The sequence below is a fragment of the Bradyrhizobium sp. P5_C12 genome (assembly GCF_054049735.1).
The window spans coordinates 1-18,510 of the sequence record NZ_JBFULU010000040.1; the positions used below are offsets into that span (position 1 = coordinate 1).

The 18,510-nt window shown below is 63.7% G+C and carries 18 protein-coding genes; 11 read left to right on the plus strand and 7 right to left on the minus strand.

Annotated elements, in window-relative coordinates:
• The 5 genes from ACXJMY_RS28280 to ACXJMY_RS28300 all read left to right on the plus strand — a co-directional run.
• Positions 1-1,091, plus strand: a 1,091-nt coding sequence (locus tag ACXJMY_RS28280) for a dihydroxy-acid dehydratase domain-containing protein (RefSeq protein WP_456622635.1), incomplete at its 5' end; no start/stop codon positions are given.
• 125 nt (positions 1,092-1,216) lie between these two features.
• Positions 1,217-2,062 carry an ABC transporter ATP-binding protein gene (locus tag ACXJMY_RS28285; RefSeq protein ID WP_456622636.1) on the plus strand — a complete coding sequence of 282 codons (846 nt, stop codon included), beginning with the start codon at positions 1,217-1,219 and terminating at the stop codon, positions 2,060-2,062.
• The gene (locus tag ACXJMY_RS28290) at positions 2,059-2,844 is read left to right on the plus strand and encodes an ABC transporter permease (protein ID WP_456622637.1); all 786 of its coding nucleotides are present in this window, start codon (positions 2,059-2,061) and stop codon (positions 2,842-2,844) included. The genes ACXJMY_RS28285 and ACXJMY_RS28290 overlap by 4 nt, the downstream gene beginning before the upstream one ends.
• Positions 2,841-3,608, plus strand: coding sequence for an ABC transporter permease (locus ACXJMY_RS28295; protein ID WP_456622638.1), 768 nt, complete (start codon positions 2,841-2,843; stop codon positions 3,606-3,608). The genes ACXJMY_RS28290 and ACXJMY_RS28295 overlap by 4 nt, the downstream gene beginning before the upstream one ends.
• Positions 3,609-3,642: 34 nt before the next feature.
• Positions 3,643-4,689 (plus strand): peptidase M29, encoded by a 1,047-nt coding sequence (locus tag ACXJMY_RS28300; protein WP_456622639.1) that lies wholly within the window; start codon positions 3,643-3,645, stop codon positions 4,687-4,689.
• Here the strand turns inward: ACXJMY_RS28300 and ACXJMY_RS28305 are convergent.
• The 5 genes from ACXJMY_RS28305 to ACXJMY_RS28325 are packed head-to-tail and all read right to left on the minus strand — an operon-like array spanning position 4,686 to position 10,418.
• On the minus strand, positions 4,686-5,678 hold the full coding sequence (locus ACXJMY_RS28305) for a 3-hydroxybutyryl-CoA dehydrogenase (protein ID WP_456622640.1): 993 nt from the start codon (positions 5,676-5,678) through the stop codon (positions 4,686-4,688). The two genes, ACXJMY_RS28300 and ACXJMY_RS28305, sit on opposite strands and share 4 nt — an antisense overlap.
• 3 nt (positions 5,679-5,681) lie before the next feature.
• Positions 5,682-6,770, minus strand: coding sequence for an NAD/NADP octopine/nopaline dehydrogenase family protein (locus ACXJMY_RS28310; protein ID WP_456622641.1), 1,089 nt, complete (start codon positions 6,768-6,770; stop codon positions 5,682-5,684).
• On the minus strand, positions 6,767-8,299 hold the full coding sequence (locus tag ACXJMY_RS28315) for a class I adenylate-forming enzyme family protein (protein ID WP_456622642.1): 1,533 nt from the start codon (positions 8,297-8,299) through the stop codon (positions 6,767-6,769). The genes ACXJMY_RS28310 and ACXJMY_RS28315 overlap by 4 nt, the downstream gene beginning before the upstream one ends.
• A gap of 2 nt (positions 8,300-8,301) precedes the next feature.
• A complete protein-coding gene (locus tag ACXJMY_RS28320) occupies positions 8,302-9,591 on the minus strand; it encodes an acyl-CoA dehydrogenase family protein (protein WP_456622643.1) in 1,290 nt (429 codons plus the stop codon).
• Positions 9,588-10,418, minus strand: coding sequence for an alpha/beta fold hydrolase (locus tag ACXJMY_RS28325; protein WP_456622644.1), 831 nt, complete (start codon positions 10,416-10,418; stop codon positions 9,588-9,590). The genes ACXJMY_RS28320 and ACXJMY_RS28325 overlap by 4 nt, the downstream gene beginning before the upstream one ends.
• A 182-nt stretch (positions 10,419-10,600) precedes the next feature.
• Between ACXJMY_RS28325 and ACXJMY_RS28330 the strand changes: the two genes are divergently transcribed.
• The 3 genes from ACXJMY_RS28330 (at position 10,601) to ACXJMY_RS28340 (ending at position 13,758) form a co-directional block, all read left to right on the plus strand.
• Entirely contained in the window at positions 10,601-11,362 is a 762-nt protein-coding gene (locus tag ACXJMY_RS28330; protein WP_456622645.1) for an SDR family NAD(P)-dependent oxidoreductase, read from the plus strand.
• A 43-nt stretch (positions 11,363-11,405) separates the two neighbouring features.
• On the plus strand, positions 11,406-12,242 hold the full coding sequence (locus ACXJMY_RS28335) for an enoyl-CoA hydratase family protein (protein ID WP_456622646.1): 837 nt from the start codon (positions 11,406-11,408) through the stop codon (positions 12,240-12,242).
• Between the two features lie 265 nt (positions 12,243-12,507).
• Entirely contained in the window at positions 12,508-13,758 is a 1,251-nt protein-coding gene (locus ACXJMY_RS28340) for a flavin-dependent oxidoreductase (RefSeq protein WP_456622647.1), read from the plus strand.
• 10 nt (positions 13,759-13,768) lie between these two features.
• On the opposite strand, the gene ACXJMY_RS28345 is transcribed toward ACXJMY_RS28340, so the two are convergent.
• Both ACXJMY_RS28345 and ACXJMY_RS28350 read right to left on the minus strand, forming a co-directional pair.
• Positions 13,769-14,221 carry a cupin domain-containing protein gene (locus ACXJMY_RS28345; protein ID WP_456622648.1) on the minus strand — a complete coding sequence of 151 codons (453 nt, stop codon included), beginning with the start codon at positions 14,219-14,221 and terminating at the stop codon, positions 13,769-13,771.
• Between the two features lie 30 nt (positions 14,222-14,251).
• On the minus strand, positions 14,252-15,427 hold the full coding sequence (locus ACXJMY_RS28350; protein ID WP_456622649.1) for an ABC transporter substrate-binding protein: 1,176 nt from the start codon (positions 15,425-15,427) through the stop codon (positions 14,252-14,254).
• 250 nt (positions 15,428-15,677) lie between these two features.
• Between ACXJMY_RS28350 and ACXJMY_RS28355 the strand changes: the two genes are divergently transcribed.
• From ACXJMY_RS28355 to ACXJMY_RS28365, 3 genes are all read left to right on the plus strand, one after another.
• Positions 15,678-16,196 carry a MarR family winged helix-turn-helix transcriptional regulator gene (locus ACXJMY_RS28355; RefSeq protein ID WP_456622650.1) on the plus strand — a complete coding sequence of 173 codons (519 nt, stop codon included), beginning with the start codon at positions 15,678-15,680 and terminating at the stop codon, positions 16,194-16,196.
• A gap of 142 nt (positions 16,197-16,338) precedes the next feature.
• Positions 16,339-18,030, plus strand: a complete 1,692-nt coding sequence (locus ACXJMY_RS28360; protein ID WP_456622651.1) for a benzoate-CoA ligase family protein — start codon at positions 16,339-16,341, stop codon at positions 18,028-18,030.
• Positions 18,031-18,045: 15 nt separating this feature from the next.
• Positions 18,046-18,510, plus strand: a complete 465-nt coding sequence (locus tag ACXJMY_RS28365) for a RidA family protein (RefSeq protein WP_456622652.1) — start codon at positions 18,046-18,048, stop codon at positions 18,508-18,510.

An 18,510-nucleotide genomic window follows, 5' to 3' on the forward strand; every position in this document is an offset into this window, starting at 1 on the left:
GGTGTCGGAGGGTGTCGGAGGCGATGGGCCTCACCATTCCCAACGTCTCGATGGTCCCCGGCGTTTATGCCGAACGGGCGCAGATATCCCGGCGTGCCGGGCGGCTGGTGATGGAGATGCTGGAGCGCGGCGGACCGCTGCCGCGCGACATCGTGACGCGGAAGGCTCTGGAGAACGGCGCCGCAATCGTTGCCGCGACGGGCGGTTCGACCAACGCCGCACTGCACCTGCCGGCGATCGCGAACGAGGCCGGCATCGCATTCACGATCGACGATGTCGGGGAGGTCTTTGCCAGGACGCCGCTGATTGGAAACCTGCGTCCCGGTGGTAAGTACACAGCGAAGGATGTCTACGATATCGGCGGCGCCGCTGTCGTGATCCGCGAGCTCATTCAAAGCGGACACATCGATGGCAGCTGTCTGACCATCACCGGCCGCACGCTTGCGGAAGAGTATGGCGCGGCCAACGCGCCCGATGGGGAGGTCGTATACGCGGCACGTGCGCCGATCATGCCCGACGGTGGCGTGGCCGTACTGAAGGGAAATCTCTGTCCCGACGGTGCGGTGATCAAGGTTGCAGGTCTGAAGAGCCAGTTGTTCGAGGGCGTGGCGCGGGTGTTTGAGGACGAGGAAGCTTGCGTCGCGGCGGTACGCGACCGCAGCTACAAGGCGGGCGAGGTGCTGGTGATCCGCAACGAAGGGCCGGTCGGCGGTCCCGGCATGCGCGAGATGCTCGGCGTCACCGCACTGATCTACGGTCAGGGTATGGGCGAGAAGGTTGCTTTGATCACGGATGGACGGTTTTCCGGTGCAACCCGCGGCATGTGCGTTGGTTACGTGTCCCCCGAAGCATTTGTTGGCGGCCCGCTAGCGCTTGTCTGCGACGGCGACAGGATCCGGATCGACGCGGCCGGCCGTCGCATGGACGTGCTGGTCGACGAGCACGAACTCGCGGCGCGACGACGCAATTGGAAGCCGCGGCCGCCGCGTCATCGTGCCGGAGCGCTCGCGAAATATGCGCGTCTGGTTGGCCAGGCACCGGGTGGAGCAGTTACGCATGAGGGCCCGGCAGAATGGCCCTGGTTCGAATGATGCGCTACGCCCGTGCGAAAACGACCACTTGCTTGGCAAGTTTCTTGCTAAGCTCTTGTCGCTGATGGAGGACATTCAGCAGGTCAGTTGCGCGATGTTCGCGTCCGAGTGAGGCGAGAGACGGGATGAAGGTAGTGCCTTCGAGATCGAGCGAATGGGTGAGACCGGTGACGCCACAACAGCCGGCTTCTGCGATCATCGAGATCGACCGCGTCTCGCAGGTTTTTCAGACCTCGGCGCGCAAGGATCATGTGGCGTTATCGGACATCTCCCTGACGATCGAAGAGGGAGCGTTTGTCTCCATCCTTGGTCCGTCCGGGTGCGGCAAGTCAACGCTTCTTTACATCGTTGGAGGCTTCGTCAATCCGACGCGCGGGGCGGCGAAGATGAAAGGTAAAGCGATCACAGGGCCCGGCCCCGATCGCGGACCGGTGTTTCAGGAGTTCGCGCTGTTTCCCTGGAAGACCGTGCTGGGCAACGTGATGTACGGTCCGCGCCAGCAAGGCGTAAGGACGACTGAGGCGGAAGCGCAAAGCCGGGCCTTGATCGAGATGGTCGGTCTCAAGGGCTACGAGAACTTCTATCCCAAGGAGCTGTCGGGCGGCATGAAGCAGCGCGTGGCACTGGCCCGGACGCTCGCTTACCATCCCGAAGTCCTGTTGATGGACGAGCCATTCGGCGCGCTTGACGCTCACACCCGGACGCGCCTCCAGAACGATCTCTTGAACATCTGGGAGCGTGACCGCAAGACAGTGTTGTTTGTCACCCATTCGGTCGACGAAGCCGTCTTCCTGTCCGACAAGGTCGTCATGATGTCGAAGTCTCCGGGCCGCATTCGGCAGGTCATCGACATCGATCTGCCGCGCCCGCGCCGTCGCAGCGAGCTATTGCTCGACTCGCGCTACCAGAAGTACGTCGTCGATATCGAGCGCATGTTCGATGAGGTCGACGAGACAGGGGCGCCATCATGACATCGCCGGCGGCCCTGACCAGACGCGCTGCCCCGGTGTTCGCCTGCATCGGGCTGCTGGCGGTATGGCAGGTCGGGTCGCTCGTTCTGAAGAACGACAGCTTCCCGACGGCGCTCGAGGCGATCCGTACGATCCCGGACATCCTCGGCGACAAGGAAGCGCTGATCAATATCCTGGCCTCGCTCCGCCGTATGGCGATCGGGTTCGCCATAGCTGTGCTTGTTTCGATCCCGTTAGGCCTGTTGATGGGCCGCAGCCGTGCAGTTGCGGCGTTCTTCAATCCGCTCCTAATGGTGATCTACCCAGTGCCGAAGGCGGCCTTGATGCCGATCATCATGCTGTGGCTGGGGGTCGGCGACATCACCAAGACGCTGGTCATTTTCCTCGGCGTCAGTCTGCCGGTGATCTATCACAGCTTCGAAGGCGCCAAGGCTGTCGAGGAGAAGATGCTGTGGTCGGGTGCGGCGATGGGACTCTCGCCCCTGCAGCGTCTGGTGCGGATCGTGCTGCCTGCGGCACTGCCGGAAATCCTGACCGGGTGCCGCACGGGGCTCGTGCTGGCGCTGATCACGATGATCACGAGCGAGATGATCGCCCGCCAGTCCGGCGCCGGCAACATCCTGTTCAATGCACTCGACATGGGCCAGTACGACACGGTCTTTGCGATGATCATCATCGTGGGGGCGATGGGAATCTGCCTCGATGCGATCTTCGAGCGGGTCCGCGCAAGGCTTGTGCGTTGGTCTGAGCCGCAGTTCGACATGCCGCTGAGCTTCTCATGACATCGCGCCTGCTTCCAATGAATGTCGTCCTTGGCCTCGTCCCGATCCTGCTGGTGATCGCGGTGTGGCAGGGCCTCGTGTCATCCGGCCTTGCGCCTGCGGCCTTGCTGCCGCCACCGGGCGTCGTCTTCGGCCGGCTGGTCCAGCAGCTCGTGACGTGGACGTTTCAGCAGGAGATCGCCTCGACCCTTATCCGGCTGTTTTCCGGATTCGCAATTGCGGTCGTGCTCGGTGTCAGCATTGGCATCGCTGCCGCGGCGAATCCGGCAATCAACGCCGTGGTTCGGCCGATCGTGCGCGTGCTGGCACCTCTGCCAAAGGTTGCGCTGTATCCCGCGCTGTTGCTGCTGCTGGGTTTCGGCCATGGATCGAAGATCACGTTAGTGGCGGCGGACGCGCTCTTTCCCATCCTGCTGTCCACTTACTATGGCGCATCGACGGTCGAGCAGAAGCTGATCTGGTCAGCCATGGCCGCGGGAACACCGCGCTATGAAATCCTCTTCAAGGTGGTACTGCCGGCGGCGATGCCGTCGATCCTGACCGGCTGCAGGATCGGACTTGTCATTTCCTGCATCGTGGTGTTTCTGGCCGAAATGATCACGTCGACGGACGGGCTTGGCCATGTTCTCGTGACCGCGGCCCGGACCTTCCAGGCCGTCGACATGTTCGTGCCGCTGATCACGATCTCGCTGTTGGGATTGATCCTGAATGGCCTGCTGGGGGCCGTGCGGTCATACCTGCTCCGGGGCTTCCCCGAAGCGTAGCGAACCGAACAAGAAACAAGACCGGGAGTGAACCATGCTGGCCGATCGTATCGAAGCAAAATGGATCGACGCATTTTGCGAGATTTTTGAGCGATGCGCTGTCAAGGCCGGCGATACTGCGGCGATCCTCTCGGAAACCCAGTCACGCGCGCTGAACGTGCATCTGGCGGAACTCGCCTTGCTGCGCATGGGCGCGCGACCGTTTCACGTGGTTATGCCGACCCCGCGCAATCGTCATGTGGTGCCGGTTCGCTCGACGGGGGCGAGCGAGGCGATCCAACGGCTTGGTCCGGTCATCACTGCACTTCAGCAGGCTGGTTTCGTGGTGGATTGCACCATCGAGGGCCTGATGCACGCAGTCGAAACGCCGGAGATCCTCAAGGCCGGTGCGCGGATCCTGGTGATCTCCAACGAGCACCCTGAGGCCCTGGAGCGCATGGTGCCGGACCCGGCGTTGGAAAAGCGCGTTCGCGCGGCGGCGAAGATGCTGCGCGGGACCAAGCGGATGCGGGTCACATCGAAAGCCGGCACGGCGCTCGATGTCGACATGGTGGGAGCTTCCACGGTCGGCGTGTGGGGCTGGACCGACAAGCCGGGAACGCTGGCGCATTGGCCCGGCGGCATCGTCGTCAGCTTTCCCAGGAGCGGCACGATCAACGGCACGCTGGTGATGGCGCCCGGCGACATCAACCTGACCTTCAAGCGTTACCTGACATCGCTGGTGAAGATGACGCTGAAAGACGACTATGTCGTCGAGCTCGAAGGCGAGGGCACGGATGCGGCGATGATGCGCGCCTACCTCGCCGCGTGGGGCGATCGCGAGGCCTATGCGGTGTCACATGTCGGCTTCGGCATGAACCCGGGCGCGCGCTACGAAGCGCTCTCGATGTACGATCAGCGCGACACCAACGGCACGGAGATCCGTGCCGTCTCCGGCAATTTCCTGTTTTCGACCGGCGCCAACGAATTTGCCGGCCGCTACACGGCGGGTCATTTCGACCTGCCGATGATGGGAACGACCATCGAGCTCGACGGCGTCTCGGTGGTGCGGGACGGCGTGCTCCAGGACGTCTTTGGCTAGCTCCGATCGAGCACCGGCGGACGGGCCAGGTCGAAGTGTCGGAGCAGGTCGACCATGGCTTGCAGCCGCTTTGCGCGATAGGCGTCGACGTCGAGGCCCGAATAGTCGAGGAAGCCCGCGCCCGTCCGAAGGCCGATCCGCCCTTCGTGCATGTTCCGTGAAATCACCTCCGGTGCGCGATATCGGTCGCTGCCGAGTGCGCCTTCGAGGTAGCGGCTGGCGTAGTAGAGGATGTCACCGCCGCCCCAGTCGATGAATTCGAGCAGCCCGAGCACGGCGTAGCGGAAGCCGAAGCCGTAACGGATCGCCTTGTCGATCTCCTCCGCGCTGGCGACACCTTCCTCGACCATGCGAGCGGCTTCGTTCATCGCGAGCGCCTGGATACGCGGGACGATGAAGCCTGGCGTCGCAGCACAGACCACCGGCACTTTGCCGATGCCTTCGAGCAGCACTTTGACGTCGCCAACGATCGCGGCGTCGGTTGCCTTGCCGGGCGAAACCTCGACCAGCGGGATCAGATAGGCCGGGTTGAGCCAATGCACATTGAGGAAGCGGCGAGGATTCACGACCGCGCTGGATAGATCGTCGACCAAGATGGTGGACGTTGTCGATGCGATGATTGTGTCAGGGCCGACCTGTTTTGAGGCAGAGCCGAGCACCTCGCGCTTGAGCTCGACGATCTCCGGCACGCCCTCGAAGACCATTCCGGCATCGGTTAGCGCTGCACCACTCTGGCTGGCCGACACCACCGAGACCCGCGCGATCAGTGGGTCGACGTCCGCCTCGGTCAGCAGCCCCAGGCTCGACAGGCTGGCAAATGTGGTCCTGACTTCGCCGAGTGCGTCTGCCTCCAGCTTGGCGAATTCCTCCGCGGAACGGGCCTTGATGTCGATCATGGTGACCCTGTGCCCCGCGTAGGCGAACGCGACGGCGATGCCGCGCCCCATGCGGCCGGCACCGAGACAGGCAATGTTGGCGCGGGTCGTCATCGGTCAGAACCCCTTGCGAAGGAGCATTTGCAATTCGGTCTTGCCGAGATTGCCAAGCCCCAAGGTCTTGAGCGTTCGGCCGCCTTGCGCAAAATCCTCGCCGCAAATCGCGCCGCCGATCGCCAGAAAAGCCTTTGCAAGCGGTGTGGCGACGCCCGCCAGTTCCGCGACGGAGACCAGCAGCGACAGTCCAAGCCGCAGATCCTCGCGCATGTAGCGGTGCTCCGTCAGCACAATGCGTTCGCGCCAGTCGCCGGAATCGGTCAGGCGGTCATGCGAGCCGCGGCCATACATCCAGATCTCGCCTTCCTTGGCGTAGTGATGAGCGAGCGGAAAATGCGGGGCGCCATATCCGAGCGCCTCGCGCACCGCGATCCGCTCGGCGTCGAGCGCGTCGGTGACCCGACGGATCGAGGCTTGCGTGCCTTCCTTGTGAATGTCCCACCGCTCGAAATGTTCGATCGGGCCCGCGTTCATTACGATCAGCGGCGGATGAATGATCGGGCCGGCATTCATCAGCGCGCCGGAAAGTGCGTCTCCGCATGGCTCGATTGCGCCCGGGAAGGCGCGTTCAATCACCTCTAGCGCATGCGGCTCCTGGTCGAGCGGGAACACGCCGACCGGCAGTCGCTTGGCGCGGATGGTGATCGCGACGTCGAATGGCCCGTGCTTGCGGGTCAGCCAGGGCAGCGTGCCGGTTTCGGCGAAGCTCGCTTTGGCGTGGTTGCCGGCGTCCCGCGCAGCCTGGGCGAAGATCATCGAGCCGAATGTCGCCGGCGGCAGAAACACGACCTGGCCATCCCGCAAATGTGGGGCCAGTAGGCGGGCGATGTCCGGCTGCGCGAAGGCGGGGGCAGGGCAGAGGATCAGTTCGGCGCCGTTGACGGCTTCCGCCATGTCAGTCGTGACCAGCGCCAGCTTCATGTTGTGGCCGCCGTTGTGGTCCTTCACCAGGATACGAGAGCCGGCTGCACGATGTGCTGCGACCTGATCCGCGTCGCGGCGCCAGAGCCGGACCTCATGCCCCGACAGCGCAAAGTCGCCCGCGGCCGCGAAAGAGCCGTTACCACCGCCGAGAACAGTGATCTTCAAGATGCTTCTCCTTGCGCGCGTGACTGCGCATCAAGCTGCTTCAGCAGGAAATGCTGGACCTTGCCTAGCGCCGTGCGCGGCAGGTCGGTGACGAAGACGATGTCGCGCGGAACCTTGTAGCGTGCGAGTTGCGCCTGAAGATGTGCTTTCAACTCGTCCACCTCGAGCCTGCATCCGGATCGCCGGATGACATAGGCGACTGGCACCTCGTCCCAGCGCGGATCCGGCCTGCCGATCACGGCGCATTCGCTGACATCGGGATGTTCCAGCAGGACCCGTTCGACCTCGGCCGGATAGACGTTCTCACCACCGGAAACGATCATGTTCTTCTTGCGGTCGCGAACCCAGAAATAGCCGTCCGGGTCGCACAGGCCGATATCTCCGGTGCGATACCAGCCGTCGTGCAGGGCGTCGCGCGTGGCGTCGGCATTACCCCAATATGCGAAGAAGACATTGGGGCCGCGCACCGCGATCTCGCCCGGCGTGCCCGGCGGCACCTCGCTGCCTGCATGATCGATCACCTTCGCTTCGCAGCACAGGCCGGCGAGGCCGGTCGATCCCGCGCGCGAAAGATCGCCGCCGAGCCGCGTATAGACCGCGATGGGGCAGGTTTCCGTCGAACCGTAGACCTGAAGCACCGGAACGCCGCGTGCGACAAAACGATCGATCAGATGCGGCGGCACGATGGTCGAGCCGGTGGCGACAGCCTTCAGTGATGAGAGATCTGCCGTGGCCCAGACGGGATGGTCGCTTACGGCCTGGATGATCGCCGGTACCATCACCGTCAGCGTCGGCCGCTCGCGCGCGATGGCCGCCAGCGCCATGTCGGGCGTGAAACGGGCATGAATCGTCACGGTCGCGCCGAGGTGGAGCGCCGGCGTGGTCTGGATGTTGAGGCCGCCGACATGGAAGAACGGCAGTACCGTCAGGATGTGGTCCTCGGACGTCATGTCGTGCATGTGCTGGCTCATGACGCCGTTCCAGAACAGCGCCTCCTGGCGCAGCACCGCGCCCTTCGGTCGTCCGGTCGTCCCTGACGTGTAGACGATGAGCAGCGGACAGGAGAGGTCGGCATGCGGATCGCGGCCGCCACCACCAGATCCCAGCAGAGTTTCGAAAGTCTCGCCACGAGGTGGCGTGAAATCCAGCCCGACGACAGCCATCCGGAGCGAGTTGCGCTCCAGCTCGGCAAGAACTCCGTCAAAGGCCTGCTCCAGCACCAAAACCTTGGCGCCCGCATCCGCGAGAATGAAGATCTGCTCGGCGACCGCGAGCCGCCAGTTCAAGGGCACCAGCAGCGCGCCGAGCCGTGCGCATGCGTAGAGCAGAACCAGATAGTCCGGACGGTTCAGGCTCAGGATCGCGACACGGTCACCCCGACCAACCCCAAGCTCCCGCTTCAATGCCGTGGCGGTCCGTTCGATGCGCCCGGCAAACGCAGCATAGCTCAGCCGTTCCCCTTCGAAGGCAATGGCTGTCTTGTCTGGCGCGAACGCCGCGTTGCGATCGATCAGACTACAGAGGTCCACCGTCAGTCGTCCGTTTCGCCGGCCTCGTACAGCGCTTCGCGGCCGATGCGGTCGAGGCACAGCTCGGCTGTCCAGGGCAGCATCAGCGAGCCGCAGCGGCTGTCGCGATAGATCCGCTCCAGCGGCAGCGATCGAAGCATGGCTTGACCGCCGCAGGTGCGGATCGCGAGCGCAGCGAGCTCATTGGCGCCTTCCATGACCGAATATTGCGCGGCATAGGCACGCAATACCTGCTCCTTGCTCGGATTGGCGCGCGCCTCGGTGACGGCCTGAAACCAGATCGCCTTGATCTGCTCGAGCTTGATCTGCATCTGCGCGACCGCGATCTGCTTGGTTGGGTACATCCTGCGCTTGACCGGCGGCATGCCCGGGACCTCGCCGCGCAGGTAGCGCACGGTGAAGTCATAGGCCGCTTGCGCGAGGCCCATATAGGTCGGCGACAGCGTCAGGAACATGTGCGGCCAGCGCATCGCGGCCTGAAAGTAGACACCGCGCGGCATGAGCGCAGAATCGTCCGGCACGAAGACATCCTTGAACAGGAGGGTCCGCGAGACCGTGCCGCGCATGCCGAGCGGATCCCAGTCGCCGACGACAGAAACTCCTTGCGACTTGGCGGGGATGGCGAGGTAAAGGGTATTGCGGCGCGAGGCCTTCCCGCCTTGCTCGATCTCGGTACAGAGCACGCCGTAATAGTCGGCGTGCCCGGAGAGCGATGCAAAGATCTTCTTGCCGTTGACGATCCAGCCACCCTCGACCGGTCTTGCTTCCGTGCCGAAGGCGACGCCGCCTGCGGCCGCCGCGCCGCCCTCCGAGAAGGGTTGCGAGTAGATGGCGCCGTCCTCGACGATGCGCTTGTAGTGGACGGCGCGCCTGCGCTCGTGTTCCGCGCGGGTCTCGGCGTCCATGTCGAGATCGTCGGCAAGTGGGCCCGACCACAGGGTCGAGCAGACATGCATGTTCCAGGTGAGCGCCGTTGCGCCGCAATAGCGGCCGATCTCGGCCGCCGCCAAAGCATAGGTCTGGTAGTTCGCGCCAAGTCCGCCATGCTTCTTTGGAACAGCAATGCCGAGCAGGCCGACGCGATGCAGGTCGCGATAATTCTCGGTCGGAAAGATCGCCTCGCGATCGTAGGTCGCGGCGCGACCGGCGAACACGCTCTGGCCGATCTCGCGCGCCCGCGTGATGATGCCGGCCTGTTCGTCGCTCAAGCGGAACGCGACGGGATCGAAGATGGGCGGATCGAGCGCGACCTTGTCGGTCGTGCCAATGGTCTGGCTGACTTGCATGGTCATTGCGCAGTCACCTGTGTTTTGGTCGCGCCGGACCGCAGGAACCCGTCAAGAGCGGCATTGAACGCATCGGGGCGTTCAAGGTTGGCGAGATGGCCGACGCCGGCAAGCTCGACATATGCGGCTGAGGGAATGTAGGTCGCCGTCTTCGCCATCATGGCGGCGGGTGCGTTGTTGTCCTTGGAGCCGGACAGCAGCAGCGTCGGTACGGATATGTCCTTGAGCGTGCCGCGCTGATCGAATCCGATCAGGGCCAGCATCATGGCGCGATAGCTTGCTTCCGGCACATTTGCCATGCACTCGCGTGCAAGTTCCATCCCCTTCGGATCGGGATCGTCGCCGACCAGCTCTTTCACCAGGGACGGTGCGAGCGACTTCATGGTTTCCCCGCGATCCAGCGGTCCGAGCCGCGCGGCGATGAACGATTTCTGCCAGTCGCCATCAGCCTTGCCGAAGGCCGGGCTGGTCTGCGCCAGGACGACGGCGCGGGCCAGTTTTGGGGAGCGAACCAGCCATTTCTGGACGATCATGCCGCCGATCGAATGGCCCACCACAATGGGGTTCGGCGCGCCGATCTGTGTGATGAATTGCTGGAGCGCATCTGCCAGGGCGGCAATGCTGACGCTGGCGAGTGGCGCCGAACCGCCATAGCCCGGCATGTCCCATGCGATCGTGTGGAAGCGATCGCCGAATGTAGCAAGCTGGTGCCGCCAGGCCCGCGCCGCGCCGCCAATGCCGTGGAGAAAAATCAAAGGTATCGCGCCCGGATCGCCCGCGGCTTCATAGGCGAAGCATCCGTCTTTTGTTATCATCGGCGTGGATTGCGGCACGCGACATCCTTTTGCTTGGCCGGGCGATGCTAACAGGCCTGATGGCGTTGGGAAGAGATAATTTTATACTTAAAGCAATTTTCGGGCCGATCCTGGCCTATGGCAAAACTCGCGCTTCATTGCAAAAACTTGAAGGTTAAAATATATCGAGGGACGACCAGCAGATCCTAGGGAGCCAGCGCATGTCCGGATTGCCGCATTCGCCGCACGCGCTAGTGACCGGTGGTGGCCGTGGTATCGGCCGCGCGATTGCGGCAGCGCTCGTCGGCGCCGGTGCCACCGTTACGGTGCTCGGCCGCAATGGAGCAATTCTTGACGAGGCGGTGAGCGCAGGAGCTGCGCATTTCGCGGCCATCGCCGACGTCTCGGACGAAGCTTCATTGAAGGCTGCCATCACTGAGGCGAGCGCGCGAAAGCCGATCGATATCCTGATCGCCAACGCGGGCAGCGCTGAATCGGCACCGTTCTCGAAGTCGGACAGCGCGCTGTTTACGCGCATGATGGACGTCAACTTCATGGGCGTGGTCCACGCTGTCCACGGTGTGTTGCCGGGCATGAAGGATCGTCCCTATGGCCGCATTGTCGCGATCGCGTCGACGGCCGGGCTCAAGGGCTACGCCTATGTGAGTGCGTACACTGCGGCCAAGCATGCCGTGATCGGCCTCGTGCGTTCGCTTGCCCTCGAGATGGCCGGCAGCAACGTGACGGTGAATGCGGTGTGTCCGGGCTTCACCGATACCGATCTGGTCGCCGGCAGCATCGAGAACATCATGAAGAAGACCGGCCGGAGCCGCGAGCAGGCGATCGCCGAGCTCGCGAAGCACAATCCGCAGGGACGTCTGATCACACCTGATGAAGTGGCCGATGCCGTGCTTTGGCTGTGCGGCGAGGGCGCTGGCGCGATCACCGGTCAGGCGATTGCCGTCGCCGGTGGTGAGATCTAGCGTACGTGTCGAAGGCGCGGAACCAGGAAGCCAAGGAGATCGCATGAGCAGACCAGCCAATCCCGTGACCATTCCGCTCGCGGACTATTCGCCGGAGCACTTCCTGTTGGCCGTGGTCGACGGCGTTGCGACCGTGAAGCTCAATCGTCCCGAACGAAAAAATCCGCTGACCTTCGAGAGCTATCGGGAGCTCACCGATTTCTTCCGCGCCTGCGCGTTTGACGATGCGGTCAAGGTCGTGGTCGTCACCGGCGCAGGAGGCAATTTCTCGTCCGGCGGCGACGTATTCGAGATCATCGGCCCGCTCGTGAAGATGGACACCAAGGGACTGACGGCCTTTACCCGGATGACGGGCGACCTCGTCAAGGCGATGCGGGCCTGCCCGCAGCCGATCGTCGCCGCGGTCGAAGGCATCTGCGCCGGCGCGGGCGCGATCATGGCCATGGCATCCGACATGCGGCTCGCCGCGAGCGGAGCCAAGGTGGCCTTTCTGTTCAACAAGGTGGGACTTGCCGGCTGCGACATGGGCGCCTGCGCGATCCTGCCACGGATCATCGGGCAGTCGCGCGCCTCCGAATTGCTCTACACCGGTCGGTTCATGACCGCGGAGGAGGGCGAGCGCTGGGGCTTCTTCAGCCGCATCGTCACGCCTGAGCAGGTGCTGCTCCAGGCGCAACTGCTGGCAAAGCAGATCGCCGAAGGGCCGACCTTCGCCAACACCATGACCAAGCGGATGCTGGCGATGGAATGGGCGATGTCGGTGGAGGAGGCGATCGAGGCGGAGGCGGTTGCCCAGGCCCTGTGCATGACCACGGCGGATTTCGAGCGGGCCTTCGAGGCCTTCGTCAACAAGGTCAAGCCGGTGTTCAGGGGCGACTAGCCGGGTCACTCTGACCCGCGGCCGGCCCACCAACGGCGAGCTGCGCGAAATTGCTTTAATCTTGAAGCAATTCCCCGCCGGGTAAATTGGCGAGCCTCCCATGGGGCGTGCGCGACCGGCAGGATCTCGAGGAGCTGCGAATTAAGGCTAAGCCCGAAGACCGGGGCGGAGCTCAAGGTGGAGGCGACAAAGCCGCTTGCGGCGGAGTGACCGCCCGTGCGAATTTAACCGCATTGCCTGGTGTGTTTCGAGTGGAGTTAGGGCGATGAAGGCGATTATCGTCGGCGGCGGTATCGGTGGCCTCACCACGGCATTGATGCTGCGCTCGCGCGGCGTTGCTTGCGAGATTTTTGAGCAGGCGGATACCATCCGCGAGCTTGGCGTCGGCATCAATACGCTTCCGCACGCCATGCGCGAGCTCGCAGGCCTCGGCCTGCTGCAGAAGCTCGACGACGTGGCGATCCGCACCGACCAGCTCTACTACCTCAATCGGCACGGCCAGGAGGTCTGGCGTGAAGCCCGCGGCATCGATGCCGGCCACGACGTCCCGCAATTCTCCATCCACCGCGGCCGGCTTCAGGGCGTCATTCATCGCGCCGTCGAGGAGCGGCTCGGGCAGGACGCGATCCACACCGGTTGCCGCCTCGGTGCGTTCACCCAGGACGAAGGTGGCGTCACAGCCTACTTCTTCGATCGCGCCGGCGCTCACATCCATACCGCGCGCGGCGATATCCTGATCGGCGCCGACGGCATCCACTCGCGTGTGCGCGAGACGCTGTTCCCCAACGAGGGGCCGCCGTGCTGGAACGGCCTGATGTTGTGGCGTGGTGCGCGCGACTGGCCGCTGTTCCTGACCGGCAAATCGATGATCGTGGCCGGCGGCCTGAATGCCAAAGTGGTGATCTATCCGATCGCCGAGGGATCGAGCCCGGCGAGCCGCCTGACCAACTGGGCGGTGCTGGTGAAGGTCGGCGAGGGCAATGCGCCGCCACCGCGCAAGGAAGACTGGTCGCGGCCGGGCCGGCGCGAGGAGCTGATGCCGCATGTGGCGCGCTTCTCCGTGCCTTATATCGACGTGAAGAGCCTGATTTCGGCGACGCCCGAATTCTACGAATATCCGACCTGCGACCGTGATCCCTTGCCCTATTGGTCGTCGGGACGCGTCACGCTGCTCGGCGATGCCGCGCATCCGATGTATCCGGTCGGTTCCAACGGCGCATCGCAGGCGATCCTCGACGCGCGCTGCCTCGCGGACGCGCTGGTGCGCGCCGAGCATCCGCGCCAGGCGCTGCTCGAATACGAGAAGAAGCGGCTGCCGATGACCGCGGATATCGTCCGCTCCAACCGGCGCGGCGGCCCCGAGGGCGTCATCGACGCCGTCGAGCAGCTTGCGCCCGACGGATTCGACAATGTCGACAACGTGCTGAGCTATTCCCAGCGCGAGGCGATCGTGCGCGGCTACGCCACAAAGGCCGGCTTCGCCGCAGTGCCGGGTCTTGCGGCGGTGCGCGCCTGAAGCCTGCCGCTTAGCTTGGCGGCGGCGGCAGGAAGTGGATGTTGAACTCGGCGGCCATCGCCACCACGTCCTCCGGCTTCTGTTCCTTCATGTTGTGAAGGCCCCAGAACAGATCGAAGAGCTTGCGGCTCGGAGAGACCCAGAACAGCACCTTTGCGGTCTGCTCCGACTTGTTGAAGATGCCATGCGGCACGCCCATGCCGAGGCGGATCAGATCGCCGGCGGTTGCCTGCGACTCCGAATTGCCGAGCATGAAATCGAGCTTGCCCTCCAGCATGTAGAGATACTCATCCTGGTCGGGATGAATATGCGGTGGCACGAATGTGCCCGGCGGCAGCGTCGCGTGCCAGGAGAAGCTGTGCTCGGTATTGCTCTTCGGCACATAGGTCTGGCCCAGGATGTTCCAGGAAATGCCCTGGATCCCCTCATTGGCCCGCGTGATGCCGGTGATTTCGCTCTTCATTGAAGTCCTCCCTTAGCGCGACGTTCGGCTTTAGTTCGCCGGCTTGCAGTCCTTGGCATAGCGGTCGCCGTAGTTCTCAAACACCTTCTGGACGATCTCGGTTTGGAACTTGCCGTCCGGACGCTTGGCGACCTTGGTCAGGTAGAAATCCTGGATCGGATAGCCATTGGTATTGAACTTGAAGGCGCCGCGCAGCGAGGTGAAGTCGGCCTTCCTCAGGGCGGCCGCGACCGCGTCCTTGTTCGAAAGGTCGCCCTTCACGGCCTTGACCGCGCTGTCGATCAACATCGCGGCGTCATAGGCCTGGAACGCGTAGGTGCCGGGCACGCCGTTGTAGGCGGCCTCATACGCGGCGACGAACTTCTTGTTCTGGGGATTGTCGAGATTGGGCGCCCAGTTCGCGCCGCCGAACATGCCGACTGCCGCGTCCTGCTGCGCAGGCAAGGTCGATTCATCCACTGTGAAAGCCGAGAGCACCGGAATTGCGTCGGCGAGGCCGGCCTGCCGGTATTGCTTGACGAGATTGACGCCGAGGCCGCCCGGCATGAACGTGAAGAGCGCATCGGGCTTCTGCGACGAGATCTTGGAAAGCTCCGGCTGGAAGTCCAGCGTGTTCAGCGGCATGTAGGACTCCTCGACGATCTCGCCCTTGTAGTCGAGCTTGAACCCCGCCACCGAATCCTTGCCGGCCTGATAGTTCGGCACCATCAGATACATCCGCTTGTAGCCCCGATCCTGCGCCACCTTGCCGAGGATCTCGTGGACCTGATCGTTCTGGTACGACGTCACATAGAAGAACGGGTTGCAGTCCTTGCCGGCAAAGGTTGACGGACCGGCATTGGGGCTGATCAGAAAGGTCTTCGATTCCGTGAYGGGCCGGTGGATTGCCTGGAGGATGTTGGAGAAGATCGGGCCGACCACGAAATCGACCTTGTCCCGCTCCATCAGGCCCTTGACCTTGGTCACGGCCGCATCCGGCTTGAGCTCGTCGTCGACCACGACCACCTCGACATCGCGGCCGCCCATCTTGCCGCCGAGATCCTTCACCGCGAGCGCAAAGCCGTCGCGAACCTGTTGGCCAAGCGCGGCGGCGGGTCCCGACAGGGTCACGATCACACCCAGCTTGATCTTCTCCTGGGCGAGGGCAGGGTTCACCGCGGTGCCAAGCAGCAAGGCGGCTGCGGCCAACGTCAATTGCGTCTTCATGATCTGTCCCCCGTGATGGCCGGGCTTGCGCCGCAAGCCGCGTACTCTAATCCAAGCTTATGCCGATGATGGCTGCCGCGGCAAGCAAGCCGCGCGCATCGCGCCATCGCGGGCGGCCTTCATGCAAGCTGCGCGCCAATTGTTTGAAGCCTAAAGAAATTCGCGTGCGGTCGATTGTTGCAGCTTTGGACTTGCAGCCGGCGTGAATTTATTTGAAGCTCAAAATGTTGGGGAATCCGTGCCGGCGCCAATGCCGGTCGTGAGTGACTGCATCAAGATGCTCGATTCCGAGACCAAGGCCGTCGAAACGCCGGAGGACCATGCCGAGGAGCTTCGGCTGTGGCTGCGCCTGTTGACCTGCACGACCTTGATCGAAGGCGAAGTGCGTGGCCGGCTGCGGCAGCGGTTCGACGTCACGCTGCCCCGTTTCGATCTGATGGCGCAGCTCGACAAGGCGCCCGACGGCATGACGCTGTCCGACGTCTCCAAGCGCATGATGGTGTCGAACGGTAACGTGACCGGCCTCGTCGAGCGGCTCGTGGAATCCGGTCATCTCGACCGGCGGACCTCGGAGACCGACCGCCGGGTTCAGGTGATCCGGCTTACAAAACTCGGGCGCGGCGAATTTCGCAAAATGGCCGCGGAACACGAGGCCTGGATCGCCGACCTCTTCGCAGACCTGGCGCCGAAGGATGTGCGCGAGCTGATGCGGCTCCTGGCCAAGACCAAGGCGTCGGCGCAGAAATCGGCCGCGCGCCGCCGGCCTTAAGGCCGCGAGCAGGGGCCAATCCCTTTTGCCGCAGGAAAAAGCACGGGATGCTCAAAATCCGCTATTGCGCCGAATTGTTTTAAGCCTAAAATGTTTCTCCGATAGTGCTGCCGGGTGCTTTCCATGCGCAAAGGAGCGTGCGATGGCCAACGCCGCCAAGATTCAAGTGTCGGGCTCGTATGACGGCAACGCTGCGACGGCCCATGTCGATACATTCGCGCGGCAGCATCTGCCGCCGCGAGAGCTCTGGCCCGAATTCATCTTCACGCGGCCGGAGCTGCACTACCCTCCGCGATTGAACTGCGTCAGCTATTTCGTCGATCGCTGGGTCGAGCAGGGGCATGGCGACGCACCTTGCGTCATCAGTCCCGCGATCAGCTACAGCTATCGCGAGCTGCAGGAGCTGGTGAATCGCATTGCCAATGTTCTGGTCGGCAAGCTGGGTCTCGTGACCGGCGGACGCGTGCTGCTGCGCTCGGCCAACAACCCCATGATGGTTGCGACCTATCTCGCGGTGATCAAGGCCGGCGGCATCGTCGTGGCGACCATGCCGCTGCTGCGCGCCAAGGAGCTGGCCTATCCGATCCAGAAGGCCGAGATCACGCTCGCGCTCTGTGACGGGAAGCTGTCCGACGAGATGGAGAAGACGAAAGCGGTCGCGCCCGGTCTCAAGCGTGTCGTCTATTGGGGCAACGGGGCGGCGGATTCGCTCGAGACGCTGATCGCGGATGCAAGTCCTGAATTCTCCGCGGTCGATACCGCCTCCGACGACGTCTGCCTGATCGCCTTCACGTCGGGCACGACCGGCGATCCCAAGGGCACCATGCATTTCCACCGGGACATGCTGGCGGTGTGCGACGGTTATGCGCACAATATTCTGCGTGCTGAGCAAAAGGATCGCTTCGTCGGCTCGGCACCGCTCGCCTTCACCTTCGGCTTCGGTGGCGTGCTGTTTCCGATGCATATCGGCGCCTCCTTCGTCGTGCTGGAGAAGACGACGCCGGACGATATTTTGAGCGCGATCGAGCAGTACAAGACCACGGTCTGCTTCACGGCGCCGACCGCATATCGCGCCATGATCGGCAAGCTCCCCGGCCGCGACATTTCCTCGCTGCGCAAGTGCGTCTCCGCCGGCGAGACGCTGCCCAGGCCGACATTCGATGCCTGGCTCAAGGCCACTGGCATCAAGCTCATGGATGGCATCGGCGCGACCGAGATGCTGCACATCTTCATCAGCGCGACCGAAGACGAGATCCGCCCCGGTGCAACCGGCAAGCCCGTGCCAGGCTATGAAGCCAAGATCGTTGATGATGCCGGCAACGACGTGCCGCCGGGCACGATGGGCCGGCTCGCGGTACGCGGGCCGACCGGCTGCCGCTATCTTGCCGACGAGCGGCAACGCAAATACGTCCAGAATGGCTGGAACGTCACCGGCGATACCTATCTGATGGATGCCGACGGCTACTTCTGGTACCAGTCGCGCTCCGACGACATGATCGTGTCGGCCGGCTACAACATCGCGGGCACTGACGTCGAGGCGGCGCTGCTCACGCATGCGGCGGTTGCCGAGTGCGGCGTCGTCGGTGCGCCGGATGAAGCGCGCGGTATGATCGTGAAGGCGTATGTCGTTGCTGCGGCCGGTGTGACACCGGATGCTCAACTCGTGGCCGAATTGCAGGAGCACGTCAAACGCGAGATCGCGCCTTATAAGTATCCACGCGCGATCGAGTTTGTGACGCAACTGCCGAAGACCGAGACCGGCAAGTTGAAGCGCTTTGCCTTGCGGCAATTGGCGCAGGCCGCGGCGACGTCATCGGGCGTCGCGGCACAATGAGAGAAAGGTAGAGAATTGTCCGTGACGACGCCGGAAGGCCCGCAACTTGCGGTGCTGCCGATCGCAGCCGAGGACGAGGCCCGTTCAGTGGCGCAGGTGCTCCAGCCGTCAGGCTGGCCGATGCCGAAGGGCTATGCCAACGGCATGGCTGCTGAGGGGCGCATCGTCGTTACCGGCGGGGTGATCGGCTGGGACGCCGAGGAACGTCTCGCGGACGGCTTTGTCGGGCAGGTGCGTCAGACCCTGGGTAATATTGCGGCGATTCTCGCCGCGGCCGGCGCGCGGCCCGAGCATCTCGTGCGCCTGACCTGGTACGTCGTCGACATGGACGAGTACCTGACCAATTTGAAGGAGCTGGGCAAGGTCTACCGAACGATCTTCGGCGCACACTATCCTGCGATGGCGCTGGTGCAGGTCGTCCGCCTCGTCGAGAAGGCGGCACGCGTCGAAATCGAGGCCACCGCCGTCATTCCCCGCTGA

Excerpts from the sequence above, each read along its gene's own strand:
- ACXJMY_RS28285 (WP_456622636.1), top strand. The coding sequence starts at position 1,217 with ATGAAGGTAGTGCCTTCGAGATCGAGCGAATGGGTGAGACCGGTGACG.
- ACXJMY_RS28340 (WP_456622647.1), top strand. The coding sequence starts at position 12,508 with ATGAAGGCGATTATCGTCGGCGGCGGTATCGGTGGCCTCACCACGGCA.
- ACXJMY_RS28330 (WP_456622645.1), top strand. The coding sequence starts at position 10,601 with ATGTCCGGATTGCCGCATTCGCCGCACGCGCTAGTGACCGGTGGTGGC.
- ACXJMY_RS28300 (WP_456622639.1), top strand. The coding sequence starts at position 3,643 with ATGCTGGCCGATCGTATCGAAGCAAAATGGATCGACGCATTTTGCGAG.
- ACXJMY_RS28295 (WP_456622638.1), top strand. The coding sequence starts at position 2,841 with ATGACATCGCGCCTGCTTCCAATGAATGTCGTCCTTGGCCTCGTCCCG.
- ACXJMY_RS28320 (WP_456622643.1), bottom strand. The coding sequence starts at position 9,591 with ATGACCATGCAAGTCAGCCAGACCATTGGCACGACCGACAAGGTCGCG.
- ACXJMY_RS28335 (WP_456622646.1), top strand. The coding sequence starts at position 11,406 with ATGAGCAGACCAGCCAATCCCGTGACCATTCCGCTCGCGGACTATTCG.
- ACXJMY_RS28360 (WP_456622651.1), top strand. The coding sequence starts at position 16,339 with ATGGCCAACGCCGCCAAGATTCAAGTGTCGGGCTCGTATGACGGCAAC.
- ACXJMY_RS28355 (WP_456622650.1), top strand. The coding sequence starts at position 15,678 with ATGCCGGTCGTGAGTGACTGCATCAAGATGCTCGATTCCGAGACCAAG.
- ACXJMY_RS28290 (WP_456622637.1), top strand. The coding sequence starts at position 2,059 with ATGACATCGCCGGCGGCCCTGACCAGACGCGCTGCCCCGGTGTTCGCC.
- ACXJMY_RS28345 (WP_456622648.1), bottom strand. The coding sequence starts at position 14,221 with ATGAAGAGCGAAATCACCGGCATCACGCGGGCCAATGAGGGGATCCAG.
- ACXJMY_RS28305 (WP_456622640.1), bottom strand. The coding sequence starts at position 5,678 with ATGACGACCCGCGCCAACATTGCCTGTCTCGGTGCCGGCCGCATGGGG.